Raw genomic sequence first — 12,796 nt, forward strand, 5'->3', positions numbered from 1 at the left:
ATGAATTGGGGGGCGAGAAATGTAACAGCAGTATCTTGAAATGGAATTAGTTGCGAGGCGGAGTGCTTTTTAAACCCTTCAACCGCTTCCAGGCAAAGTACATCCCCAGCAAGAGAATAGCCAAGATGTTGCCTAAGATTTGGCTGGGTTCGGGCACTGGATCGGGAGCTGACGATTGGCTGGATGGCTGTGCTGGACTAGATAGCGGCACGCTGTTGGCTGCTGAGGGTGCTGACTGGGATGGCGGCACTTTGCTGACGGTTAGTGGTTTGCTAGCTACTAGCGCTTTGCTAGGGGGCGGTGCTTGGCTGAGTGGGGGCACGTTACCGTTTTGACTAGAAGTTGGTTCGGCGTCCATACCCTCTGGGGTTTCTACCGGCACTTGTACCTGCTGAGTTTTCTTGGGATCGACTCGCACTTCTTCAGTGACAGCGACAAAGGAAGTGTATTGCGACAACAACCGATAAGCTAGCGCGGTATCTGTAACGGCTTTGACAGCAGTTGGATTTTCGCCGCCATACATTTGATTCATCAAATCTTTAATCCGGGCGCGTCCCCAAAGTTGAGCGATCGCGCTATTGCCACCGCCGTCAAATTCAATCGCTAACTTCTTCTCATAGCGTTTGCCACCCGCGACGATCCCAGTAATTCGCAAAGTTCCCTTGGCGCGATCGCCTTTGCGTCCAAACAATACTAATGGCTGATTGGCAAACAAATCTGGTGCCTTTAGCGGATAGATTTCTGGTGCTTTTCCAGTCCCTTCCCAGTCAACTTCGATATTTGTTAGTACGGGATTGTTGATTTGTTGGGAGAATTTTTCGACGACTTTTTGAGCGGGTTCATTAGGGGGAACAACTTCAGAAGTACCCCGTCCTTCCTCTGCCAGACGATCGATCAAGAAGCGGTTCACTGAAGGACCAACACCGAAGCTATAAAGCCGATTTCCAGGCTTCAGCCGCTTTTTAATTTCTGCGATCGCTTGCTGGTCGTTACCGATCAAACCGTCAGTAATCAAGACAATACTCCGCAGGCGTCCTGCTGGTGAGGCGGGGAAATTCAAGACTGTTTGAATTCCATTGAGTAACTCGGTGCCACCGTTAGCATCTAGGCGATTGATATAATTTAGGGCTTTCTCACGGTTTTGCGGCGTATTCGCTAAAGGTGTGGAAGATAGCTGCGTTGTGCTATCGGAAAAGTCAATAACATTAAAGGTATCGCCGGGATTGAGTCCATTGATAAACCGGCGCATCAGTTCCTTCGATTGCTCGATTGGCGGGCCACTTTGAGATCCAGAAGTATCCATGAGAAATACCACATCTTTGGGTACAATCTCATTACTTTGATACTCCACTGCTGGAATTAAATAGGCGGCAAAGTGACCGCCGCGTTCATCCGCCTCAGATAAGACTGTGGACTCGGTTTGGGCACTTGATACCTGATAACGCAGAATCAGGTCTTTATTAGGAATTGCGTTCTCCTTGCTCAATTCAACCCGCATAATGCGACCATCTTGAGTGGTGCGGATTTGATGAGAAGGCGATCGCACTTCTTTCACTGGCACCCCCGCTTCAATTTCCACCGTTACGCCAATATTTTGTCCCGAACGAGTTCCATCTGGTAAAGTCGGCGGATTTATCTGCGAAGCGTCGGTAACTGAGTTTGTATTGCCTTGATTATTCGTTGAAGTTCCTGAAATGTATCGCTGTCCTACCACCATTGGGAAGACAAATTCATAGTTACCTTTTTCAAACTTCAGGCTTTCACTGTAGCGAATTGTCACATCGATTTTTTCGCCTGGTTTGATGTTAGCCAAGGACTGAGTAAAAATATTGTCTCGTTCTTGGTCTAATAATGCAGCAGTTTTGCCTTCTTGTTTAGCTTGTTCGTAAATTTTCTTCGCTTCTTCGCGCTTTTTGATGACGCCTCGGATAATGCGATCGCCTACTTTTATTTCCATGTCATCCACTGCCGCTTCATCGGGAAGTGGAAACTTATAGACAGCTTCTAAGGGATTATTAAAGGGATTTTCAAAGGTCTGCGTTACCTCCACCCGCGACACATTTCCTGTTACTTTCGCCACTACTTCCGTATGTTTCAACGGAAACACTTGCTGCTGTCCGTCTATGATAGCGAATAAGCTGCCTTCCGTCAGAGACGCTTGCTTCTCAATTTGCTGAGTTACCATCTCCGCCACAGGAGATACTAAGTACCGCACTCCCACCAATCCAAACAACAGGAAGGCACCGGCTATCAGCCATTTTTTCTTAGAATTACGTTTAGTAATTGGGAGCGATCGCGCATTCAAATCTTGCAACACTTCATCTGCTGATTGATAGCGCCGCTTCGTACCCGTTTGCAACATTTTGTCGAGAATGCTACCTAACTGATTACTCACTGGCGTCTTCAAGAAATGCCGCCAAACCCAGGTATCTTCACTCGTATCGCTCAGATCGAAAGGAGGAATTTGGGTTAGCAAATGGATACAAGTAACACCCAAACTATACAAATCGCTCGCAAAAACTGCCTTACCTTTTGCTTGTTCGGGAGCCGTATACGCCGCAGAACCAATAACCGTTCCAGTTCTGCCTAACATCGTCTCAGTCGCATACTTTGCTGCGCCAAAATCGACTAACACGAGGTTGCCATCTCGACGGTTGCGAATGATGTTTTCGGGTTTAATATCCCGGTGAATCATCTGCTGACTGTGGACAAATTGCAACACTGGCAGCAAACTTTGCAGGAGTTGCCGAATTTCTACTTCTTTAAATGGTCCTTTTTGTGCTAATTCTTGAGCTAAGTTTTCTCCATCGATAAACTGTTGCACCAGATACTGATGATCGTCTTGCTCAAAAGATGCCAGCAGTTCGGGAATTTGATGATGTTTGCCAACTACCTCTAAGCGAGTTGCTTCTTGACGGAATAACTCTGCTGCTTTTTGGCGATTGTTAGTTCCTTGTTGTTGGAGAAAAAACTGTTTGATCGCACAGCGCGGTTCCGATGGCTGGGACTTATCCACCGCCAGAAAAGTTCTCCCCATACCCCCTTGACCAATCGGTTTAATCGCACGATAGCGATCGCGTAGCAGTAACTGAGATCCGCAACTTTCGCAGATAGAGGCATTTCCAGGATTTTCTGGCTGCTTACAATTAGGATTCAGGCAATAACACCGACGCTGATCGTGAGCTGTGCTTTCTTGAGGCGGAAAGGTTGTCATAGCAGCCATTTTTCAAAACCGTTCACGCCATTCTAGCCATTTCATTTCTAAAATTAGTATGAAGAATTGGCTGAAAACGCGCTCAGGAAATGGTTTTGAGCTTTGTAGGAAGATGAACTTCTCCAAGTAGTACGGCGGAAGTTGCGCCGGTAACTTGGGGAAGATTGCCAGGAATGCCTAGCTGTCGCCAATATGCCAAAACAGCGAAAGCGATCGCTTCTTTGAAATCAGCATTCACACCCGCTTCATCCGTCGTCAACACCGGCACGGGTTCCAAAGTCGCTTGTAGCCGCTGCTTTAAGTAGAGATTGCGGCTGCCACCGCCACACAATAACACCTCCTCAGGCATCTGTGGCAGGAAAGTGCGGTAGCTATGAACAATTGACGCAGCAGTAAGTTCAGTCAGCGTCGCCAGCAGGTCAGCGCTACTCAGCTCATAAGCAGAGGCATCTGCAATACACTGCTGGAGATAGGTGTAGCTAAATAGCTCTCGACCCGTTGATTTGGGCGGTTGCTGCTGGAAGTAGTCCTGCTGGAGCCATCGCTCTACTAAATTGGTGCAGATTGTGCCTGCTGCGGCCCATGCTCCATCTTGATCGTAGCTTTTGGCTCCATTCGTTAAATACTGCACCGCCAGGTCTAGAAGCGCATTTCCCGGCCCGGTGTCCCAGCCTCGGATATCTTCTAGCCAGCTGCCGCGACGCGCTGGTAGGTAAGTGACATTACCAATACCGCCAATATTTTGAACACATCGGTTCTTGTCAGGCTGGCTCAATAAATAGGCATCTATCCCTGAAACCATCGGGGCACCCTGTCCACCGGCAGCAATATCCGCCGCCCGGAAATTACTCACCGTGGGAATGCCCGTCAGGTGGGCAATTAAGGCACCCCGACCTAATTGCAGGCTGTAACCTAAAGGAGTGCTGAGGGCGGAGGACTGAGGACTGAGTGAAGGATGAAGCATAGAATTCTCCTCTTCTCCCCCTTTCCCCTGCTCTTTGGGCGGGCGATGAAAAACTGTCTGTCCGTGAGAGCCAATTAACTCGGCTGGGGGGTTGCCGTTTTGAATGTTTTGGGCGGCTTGAGCGAAGGCGGAAGCGATCGCATCATCTAATTGGGCAAATTCAGCCATTGACAAAGATGCCCCGCCACAGACCTCTAGAATTTGCTTTGAGAGCGCATCTGGATAAGGATAGGTGGCTCCTGCTAGCAGAGTCACTTTTATATCCAAGTCTTTACCAGTAATCTCTACTAAAGCGGCGTCAATGCCATCTACCGACGTGCCGCTAATTAAACCAATTACACGCATCATTTTAGTAATTAAAAATTAATCAGTTGTATTCATTGTTTAGATGAGGTTTGTTCAGATGCAATGATGTGCAAATCGATATTTTTGAGATAGCGCATCAACTGCTGGACAAAAGACCCCTTCCAGAATAACTCCCAACGAGATTTTTGAGAATGCCCAAGCACCACTTGAGTAATGCGATACTCTTGAGCGACAGAAGCGATCGCTTGCGGTACGTCAAGATTAGTTACTCTTAAAAATTCCCCGCCAAATTCCCAAGTCAGCTTCTCGCAAGTTTCAATATATAAACTTTCTTCCTTCGTCAAAAAGCGTTCCGGATGGGACACAAACACCGCATACAGGCGACCCCTCATATAATCAGTAATTCTCGCCCCGCGTCGCAATAATTGCACCGAATTCGGATAAGTCGAAATACACACCAGCACCCGTTCGTGAACTGAGCAAAATCCATCACTGGGTGTAGAAGTAATCGCATCCTCTTCAACGTTATCCGCCACTTTCCGCAGCGCCAACTCTCGCAACGCTACTAAATGACGCCTTTGAAAGAAATTTTGCAGCGCCCGATCTATCTTATCCGGCGCGTAGATTTTCCCCTCCACCAACCTGTCTTCCAAAGTTTCCGGCGTAACGTCAATCACCACCACTTGCGTTGCTTCATCCAACAACCGATCGGGAATGCGTTCTCGCACCACAACGCCAGTAATTCGCGCCACCAGATCGTTGAGACTTTCCAGATGCTGGATATTCACCGTAGAATTGACATCAATTCCTGCATCCAGAATCACCTCAACATCCTGGTAGCGCTTTTCCCGTAGAGAACCGGGGACATTTGTATGCGCCAGTTCATCTACTAACGCCAACTGCGGTTGACGCTCCAAAATGGCATCTGTATCCATTTCCGTCAGAGTCATCCCGCCTCTAATAATTGTTTTGCGGGGTATTATCTCTAGCCCCTTAGCTTTTTGGGCTGTCTCCTTGCGCCCGTGGGTTTCCAGAACCCCGATGACAACATCAATCCCTTCCTGTTTAAGTTGGTGGGCTTCTTCCAGCATCCGGTAAGTTTTACCGACACCGGGAGCCATACCAATGTATATTTTGTGCTTGCCTCGTCTGGCGGGACGAATGTTAGAATTCAGCGTTCCTGAAAACTCACTTTTAGGAATCATAATTGTTGAATGTTAATTATTCATTGCTCATTGCTGATTGTTAATTGTTCATTGCCTTTCACTATGAACTATGAACTATGAATTACTGGCAGATGGTAAATTATCCAGTGCCAAATTCAACTTGAGGACATTCACCCCAGGTTCGCCGAAAATCCCCAAAAATCTACCATCAGTGTATTTGGGAATCAATGCTTGAACTCGATCTGCTGATAAAGAGCGAGCCGCCGCCACCCTTGCGGCTTGGTTATAGGCAGTTTCTACGCTGATATGTGGATCTAAGCTAGAGCCAGACGTGTAAACTAAATCGGCTGTGGGCTGGATACCAGACGCTTTCAATTGTTGGGTTGTTGCTTCTACCCGCTTGAGTAAATCTGGATTGCTAGGAGCAAGGTTGCTAGCACCAGATACACCAGTGATTTGACCTATATTCTTTGGATCGCGTTCTGCGGTTGTAAAGCTACTGTAGTTCGTCGTGCTGGGACGACTTGTGAAATATTCAGGAGAAGAGAAGGGTTGACCAATTAAGGCAGAGCCATAGACTCGTCCTTGATTTTCGATGATGCTACCATTTGCCTGATAGGAAAACAAAACTTGCCCAACTATTATCGTGAACAAGGGATAAATTATTGCTGTTAAAAGCCAGAGAACTAAAGTGACTCGAATTGCTTTAATGGTTTCTCGCATAAAAGACCTAAAAAATGGGAGTTTTGTAGGAGCGGGAAAACCCCGCCCTTGCTTGCAGAGGTTTGAGTTTTATTAAAAATTCAAAATTCAAACCTCAAAATTATTTTTTAGAAGCGTTCCGGTTGGAAAATAACCACAAATAGGTAAATCGACAAGGTTATAGTTACCAGACCGAGCGCCATCAACCAGAAAGTTTGTCCTGAAGAAAGAGTTCCTCCGGTTGCGGCTTGCACAGCTGGCGTTATTAGCAGATTCAAGCACAACAAAATAAATAGTTGCCGCAGCAAAGGTTGCTTGCGCCATTGAGCTTTCAACAAATCAATACTCTGTGCCATTTCCCCCGAAAATATCTCACTCAAATTAAATCTGTTCATAAATCTCCGCGTTCACTCCTTCTTTTTGTGTCCTGGAGCGGTTCGTTTTTAAGCCAAACCCACAGCAGCAATCAAAACATCAATTACTTTAATTGCAATAAACGGCGCAATCACTCCACCCAAGCCATAAATTAGGATATTTCGTTGCAGCAATTGATTAGCCGTGAGCGGTCTGAATTTGACTCCAGTCAGCGCCAAAGGAATCAAAGCGGGAATAATCAAAGCGTTGTAAACCAGAGCTGATAAAACCGCCGATTTGGCACTAGCTAATCCCATAACATTGAGACTGTTAATTCCAGATGAAGCAAATATTGCGGGGATAATAGCGAAGTATTTGGCAATATCATTAGCAAGTGAAAAAGTGGTCAGCGCCCCGCGAGTAATTAACAGTTGTTTGCCGATTGTCACTAAGTCGATTAACTTGGTGGGGTCAGAATCCAAATCCACCATATTCGCAGCTTCTTTCGCCGCCTGAGTGCCAGAGTTCATTGCTACACCCACATTAGCCTGAGCCAAGGCTGGGGCGTCGTTGGTGCCATCGCCAGTCATGGCAACCAATTTACCAGCTGCTTGTTCGCGCTGAATGACGGCGATTTTGTCCTCTGGCGTAGCTTCGGCGATGAAGTCATCGACTCCGGCTTCTTGGGCGATAACGGAAGCGGTGATTCGGTTGTCGCCAGTTAACATAACGGTGCGAATGCCCATCCGCCGCAGTTGGTCAAAGCGATCGCGTATACCTGGTTTGATGATATCTTTCAGGTAAATGATGCCGTAGATGTCGCTACCTTGACAAACTGCTAGAGGTGTGCCACCGAATCGGGAAACTTTTTCGTAGGCTGCATTGAGGTCTGGTGCCAGATTACCATCACGGGAGAGAGCATCCGCCCCGCTTCGCGAACGCACAAATCCCTTGATCGCATCTACCGCACCCTTACGGACTTCACCACCATCGGGCAAATCCGTACCGCTCATGCGCGTTTTGGCAGAAAATTCGATTGCCTCAGCTGCATTGCGGTCAAAATCCACTGTTGACCCTAACTTCTCTGCTAGCCTGACAATTGACTTGCCTTCTGGCGTCTCATCAAATACGCTGGCAGCCAGAGCAACTTTAGCAATATCATCCATCGAATGACCGTTAACTGGGATAAATTCCTCGGCTAAACGGTTTCCTAGGGTAATCGTGCCCGTTTTGTCCAAAATCAGGGTATTGACATCGCCACACGCTTCTACGGCTCGTCCAGATGTCGCTACCACGTTAAACTGGGCGACTCTGTCCATCCCGGCAATCCCAATCGCACTCAGCAAGCCGCCAATCGTGGTTGGAATCAACGCCACTAACAGAGCAATCAGCGTGGCTACGCCCACCGGGTTATTTACGTAGTTGCCGTATGATGGCAGCGTTGCTACGACAATCAGAAACACCTGAGTCAGAACTGCCAGCAATACCGTCAAGGCGATTTCGTTGGGTGTTTTGCTACGTTCTGCGCCTTCCACCAGAGCAATCATCCGGTCTAAAAACCCCTTACCTGGGTCGGATGTTACTCGCAGAGTTAGTTCATCGGAGATAATCTTCGTGCCGCCTGTAACAGAACTCGCAATATCTGAGCCTGGTTCTTTCAACACTGGCGCAGATTCCCCAGTAATTGCCGATTCATCGACGGAGGCGACACCAGCAATCACTTCCCCGTCGGCGGGGATGATATCACCAGCAATAACTTTAATGCGATCGCCTTGCCTTAAATTAGTTGAAGATACCTCCTCAATTGAGCCATCGGGCAATAATTTCCGAGCAGTTGTGTCCGATTTGGTTGCCCGCATCGAGTCGGCTTGTGCCTTACCGCGTCCTTCTGCCACCGCTTCCGCAAAATTGGCAAATAGCAGGGTAAATAGCAAAATTACGGTAATTAGACCATTAAATAGCCGCTGGTTTTCGCCCGGTACTGTGCCAAACAAATTTGGGTCAATTGTTACCAGTGCAGTGATGATGGTGCCAACCCACACTAGAAACATAACTGGATTTTTCAGCATGATTCGTGGGTTGAGCTTGACAAAAGCATCCCGGAAAGCTCGCTGATAAAGCCCTTTAGTATTTACCTTGGGGGTATGTTTGCGCGAAGAACGTGCCCCTCTTGGCTGCTGGGGAGAAGAAATATTGTTAGAAGTCATATTTCAAGATTCCTTAAAGTTTAAACCCAAACAAGGTTCAAAATTTGAACAAAGGTTGTTATAACTTTGCGTACCGAGAGCGTTAAAAATTACCCTCCTTTAGCAATTTGGAAAGCTTCGGCTATAGGACCAAGTGCTAAAACTGGGAAGAAGGTTAGTGCGCCTAAAATCAAGATAATTCCCGCTGTGACGGCGGTAAATAGAAGTGTATCGGTGCGGAGGGTGCCGCTAGTTTCGGGTACTGGTTGTTTGTGAGCCATGCTGTCGGCTAACAGCAGCAGGGCGATAATCGGGATGTAGCGACCGAGTAAGAGGCTGAAACACGTACTCAAGTTCCACCACAGGGTAGCGTCGCCCAATCCTTCAAAGCCAGATCCGTTGTTGGCGGAGGCTGAGGTGTACTCGTAGACGACTTGGGAGATGCCGTGAAAGCCGGGGTTACTGATTCCAGCCAGGGTGTTGGGAAAAGCGAGAGTAATGGCTGAGGGAATCAATACTGCTATCGGGTGGATGAGTAGCACGACGCTGGCAAGAACGATTTCTTTTTTCTCAACTTTTCGCCCCAAAAATTCTGGGGTTCTTCCCACCATCAAGCCTGTCAGAAATACTGTCAAAATTAGGTAGATGAACAAGTAAGCTGTTCCAGTCCCCTGACCACCCCAGACAATCTGAAGGAACATATTAAACAGGGTGGAAAAGCCTCCCGGAGGCATTAGAGAATCGTGCATCCCGTTGACAGCACCGCACATAGTTCCTGTTGTCGTAATTGCCCAAAGTGCTGTCTGTGCCCAACCAAATCTAACTTCTTTGCCTTCTAAGTTGGGAATAGGTTGCTGTCCTCCCAGGAGATTATTAACTAGAGGATTTCCTTGATATTCGGCAATGGCAGTAATACTAATCAAGACAGCATAAATAATAAATACCATCCAAAATAGCAGCCATCCCTGCTTTTTGTTATTGGCAAAGATGCCGTAGGTTATAATCAGCGACGCCGGAATGCAAACCATCGCAATTGTTTCTAGCAGATTGGAGAAGCCATTGGGATTTTCAAATGGATGGGCGGAGTTGATGGCAAAAAATCCACCGCCATTTTCTCCTAGCTGTTTGATACTTTCAAAGTGGGCTACAGGGCCACGGGCAATGATTTGTATTCCATTTTCTAAGGTGGTAGCTACCTGCGGTCTAGCTAAGGTTTCCGGAACGCCCAGAATTATTAACAATAGCGCTCCTAAGATGGACAGAGGCAGCAATATCCGCGTAATGGATTGGATTAAATCAACGTAAAAGTTACCTAGCGATCTGCCAGTTAAGCCGCGAATAAAGGCAATTCCCACTGCTAATCCTGTCGCGGCTGAGGTAAACATTAGATAACCCAGCGCTAACATCTGACTGGCATAACTGAAGGTGGTTTCGCCAGAATAATGCTGCTGGTTTGTGTTGGTCAAAAATGAGATTGTTGTGTGCAGTGCTAAATCCCAACTGGGGGCACTTAATCCGGTAGGATTTAGGGGCAGGAATTGCTGTAGTATGAGAATTAGATAAACTAATATACCCATGACCAAGTTGGTATAAAGCACGGCACGGACATACTGCCAACCCGTCTGATTGTCTTGGTTTCGCACGCCCCCTAGTGCGTAGATAGCTTTTTCTATCGGTATCATTACCGGGTCAAAAAAGGTTTTTTCTCCTTTAAATACACGAGCTATGTAGTCGCCCAAAACCTTACTTGTTACTACCAGAATAGATAAGGTTATGACAATTTGAAAGAAGCCTTGCCACATAAATTAAACCTAATTTAATCTAAGTACAATTTACTTGCAGATAAATTAGACAAATAAATCTTTAACTTGTCTGATTAGCATCCTAATACGTAAGCGACAAATACCACAATTAGATTACATATATAACCTAGATATATATGTATTAATACATCTTCTATATCTGCAAGTATAGATTCAGGTTTGTCGCTAAACTGAGGATATAGTATAGGTCATGTGGTGCCGTTCATCAGTTAAAACTAAATCTGATGAGGAGGTTACGCACCTTGGTGGCTATCAAAGCAAATCTTGTGATAAAAAATCAGCACTCGAATATGGGTTGGCTAATTGCAGGGGCATTTGCTGTCTTGATTATGCTGGAGTTTTCCACACCTCCATCCTATGTATTTGGCTACCTCTATATCGGACCAATTTTACTGACGAATTCGCGCTTGAGTCGCCACGCAACGCTTAAACTCACGCTTTCTGCTGCTAGTCTAACTATCTTAAATTTGTTTTCTCCCACTATTGAACCGATCCAACCGTCAACGGTGGCAAACCGATTGATTGCAGTGATAGCGTTGGCGGTGACTTGCTGGTTGCTGCGTCGCAACCAGCGTTATGAAGAGGCGATGCAGAGACAACAAGCCCAATTGCGATCGCAAACACAACTGGCAAGTCTTCGTGAAGATTTTGCCTCCACTTTGACACACGATCTCAAAACTCCTTTATTAGGCGCGATTGCAACGATTAAATCTTTCCAATTAGGGCACTTCGGTGCTTGTACGTCTCAGCAACAAAAAGTTTTGGCGATGATGGTTCGTTCTCACACTTCGACATTACATCTGGTGGAGACGCTGCTGGATGTATATCGTAACGATACCAAAGGGCTAAAACTGGTGCTTTCGCCCGTGAATTTAGTTACCTTGGCTACTGAAGCGATCGCTACATTGACAGATTTAGCTTCTTCGCGTCGGGTGTACATTACTCTCAGTCATGGTTCAACCGATTTTCGCCGCTTTTTGTGGGTGAATGGAGATGCCTTGCAATTACAGCGAGTCTTTATAAATTTACTCACTAATGGCATTAATCATTCCCCGCGTGGCGGTAAGGTAGAAGTCATACTGGAGTACCATGCTGATTATCAAATTGTGAAAATTCTCGATAATGGGCAGGGCATCACAGAAGAAGAGTTACCCTACCTATTTGAGCGATTTTATCAAGGACATAGCGATCGCGTTGCTACAGGATCTGGACTGGGTTTATATCTGACTCGTCAGATTATTGAAGCGCACGGCGGTACAATTTGGGGAGAAAACCAGAAACCACGCGGGGCAATGTTTGGCTTTCGACTACCCGGTGGGAATTAAAAATTAATCATTAAAAATTTTTATGATTGCAACTTAACTTTTAAGACCTTAAAGATGAAACCTTCGTTGCGGATTTTATTAGTGGAAGATGATGAACTGTTTCGCCTGGGACTGCGGATGCGGTTGCAACAGGAAGGGTTAGAAGTCGTTGGAGAAGCGGTTGATGGCGAAACCGCTGTGGAACTGACGAATTGCTATTTACCAGATGTAGTGTTGTTGGATGTGGGATTGCCTGGTTTGGGAGGCGTTGAAGCGTGTCGCCAAATTAAACAGCGTCATCCCAAAATGCCGATTTTGGTTTTAACTTCTCATTCCCAAAAGCCTTTAATTGAGCGGTTAATTGCTGCTGGCGCTCATGGCTATTGTCTCAAAGGAATCGAAGCTGAACTATTAATTTTAGCACTACGTTCAGTTGCAGCCGGTGCCTCATGGTGGGATCAAACGGGGACAGCAGAAATTCGCGCTGCATTTACAGAAAATCCACACTCAGCACTTGCATCTAAAACCGCTGAACCTTTAGCAACTCCGCTTACCAGTCGGGAATTGGAGATTTTAGCATTAATTGCCGCCGGGAAGACAAATCAGGAAATTGCCGAACTTCTAAATATCGCCTTGGGTACAGTTCGGGTTCACGTCCACGCTATTTTACAAAAGTTGGAGGTACGCGATCGCACTCAAGCCGCCATCTTGGCAATTCAAAAAGGATTAGTAGCCGTAGATTTGTTACTACAAGAATAATTAATCAAGATTCATTTA

Annotated in this window: 9 protein-coding genes; 2 read left to right on the forward strand and 7 right to left on the reverse strand. The window is 46.5% G+C overall.

The features are described from left to right. Positions 1-46: 46 nt before the first annotated feature. The 7 genes from ACFW2W_RS16515 to kdpA form a co-directional block, all read right to left on the reverse strand. Positions 47-3,214, reverse strand: a complete 3,168-nt coding sequence (locus ACFW2W_RS16515; RefSeq protein WP_378180367.1) for a VIT domain-containing protein — start codon at positions 3,212-3,214, stop codon at positions 47-49. An 82-nt stretch (positions 3,215-3,296) separates the two neighbouring features. Continuing rightward, positions 3,297-4,526, reverse strand: coding sequence for an anhydro-N-acetylmuramic acid kinase (locus tag ACFW2W_RS16520; RefSeq protein ID WP_378180255.1), 1,230 nt, complete (start codon positions 4,524-4,526; stop codon positions 3,297-3,299). A 29-nt stretch (positions 4,527-4,555) separates the two neighbouring features. Continuing rightward, positions 4,556-5,689: a sensor histidine kinase KdpD gene (locus tag ACFW2W_RS16525; protein ID WP_378180257.1), complete on the reverse strand. Its 1,134-nt coding sequence runs from the start codon at positions 5,687-5,689 to the stop codon at positions 4,556-4,558. Positions 5,690-5,764: 75 nt separating this feature from the next. Then, entirely contained in the window at positions 5,765-6,373 is a 609-nt protein-coding gene (gene kdpC, locus ACFW2W_RS16530) for a K(+)-transporting ATPase subunit C (protein WP_378180259.1), read from the reverse strand. A 107-nt stretch (positions 6,374-6,480) separates the two neighbouring features. Further along, positions 6,481-6,747, reverse strand: coding sequence for a potassium-transporting ATPase subunit F (locus ACFW2W_RS16535; protein ID WP_378180261.1), 267 nt, complete (start codon positions 6,745-6,747; stop codon positions 6,481-6,483). A 48-nt stretch (positions 6,748-6,795) separates the two neighbouring features. Beyond that, positions 6,796-8,913, reverse strand: coding sequence for a potassium-transporting ATPase subunit KdpB (gene kdpB, locus ACFW2W_RS16540; protein ID WP_378180263.1), 2,118 nt, complete (start codon positions 8,911-8,913; stop codon positions 6,796-6,798). A gap of 89 nt (positions 8,914-9,002) precedes the next feature. Continuing rightward, positions 9,003-10,694 (reverse strand): potassium-transporting ATPase subunit KdpA, encoded by a 1,692-nt coding sequence (gene kdpA, locus ACFW2W_RS16545; RefSeq protein WP_378180265.1) that lies wholly within the window; start codon positions 10,692-10,694, stop codon positions 9,003-9,005. 245 nt (positions 10,695-10,939) lie between these two features. On the opposite strand from kdpA, the gene ACFW2W_RS16550 reads away from it, so the two are divergent. Together ACFW2W_RS16550 and ACFW2W_RS16555 are read left to right on the forward strand one after the other, a co-directional pair. Continuing rightward, a complete protein-coding gene (locus ACFW2W_RS16550) occupies positions 10,940-12,040 on the forward strand; it encodes a sensor histidine kinase (RefSeq protein ID WP_378180267.1) in 1,101 nt (366 codons plus the stop codon). Positions 12,041-12,094: 54 nt separating this feature from the next. Further along, complete coding sequence (locus tag ACFW2W_RS16555; protein WP_378180269.1) at positions 12,095-12,778, forward strand: response regulator; 684 nt, start codon at positions 12,095-12,097, stop codon at positions 12,776-12,778. Positions 12,779-12,796: the final 18 nt, after the last annotated feature.

It is taken from the genome of Coleofasciculus sp. H7-2 (genome assembly GCF_042747725.1).
Classification (GTDB): Bacteria; Cyanobacteriota; Cyanobacteriia; order Cyanobacteriales; family FACHB-T130; genus FACHB-T130.

Excerpts from the sequence above, each read along its gene's own strand:
- kdpB (WP_378180263.1), bottom strand. The coding sequence starts at position 8,913 with ATGACTTCTAACAATATTTCTTCTCCCCAGCAGCCAAGAGGGGCACGT.
- ACFW2W_RS16550 (WP_378180267.1), top strand. The coding sequence starts at position 10,940 with ATGAGGAGGTTACGCACCTTGGTGGCTATCAAAGCAAATCTTGTGATA.
- ACFW2W_RS16555 (WP_378180269.1), top strand. The coding sequence starts at position 12,095 with ATGAAACCTTCGTTGCGGATTTTATTAGTGGAAGATGATGAACTGTTT.
- ACFW2W_RS16535 (WP_378180261.1), bottom strand. The coding sequence starts at position 6,747 with ATGAACAGATTTAATTTGAGTGAGATATTTTCGGGGGAAATGGCACAG.
- ACFW2W_RS16520 (WP_378180255.1), bottom strand. The coding sequence starts at position 4,526 with ATGATGCGTGTAATTGGTTTAATTAGCGGCACGTCGGTAGATGGCATT.
- ACFW2W_RS16515 (WP_378180367.1), bottom strand. The coding sequence starts at position 3,214 with ATGACAACCTTTCCGCCTCAAGAAAGCACAGCTCACGATCAGCGTCGG.
- ACFW2W_RS16525 (WP_378180257.1), bottom strand. The coding sequence starts at position 5,689 with ATGATTCCTAAAAGTGAGTTTTCAGGAACGCTGAATTCTAACATTCGT.
- kdpA (WP_378180265.1), bottom strand. The coding sequence starts at position 10,694 with ATGTGGCAAGGCTTCTTTCAAATTGTCATAACCTTATCTATTCTGGTA.
- kdpC (WP_378180259.1), bottom strand. The coding sequence starts at position 6,373 with ATGCGAGAAACCATTAAAGCAATTCGAGTCACTTTAGTTCTCTGGCTT.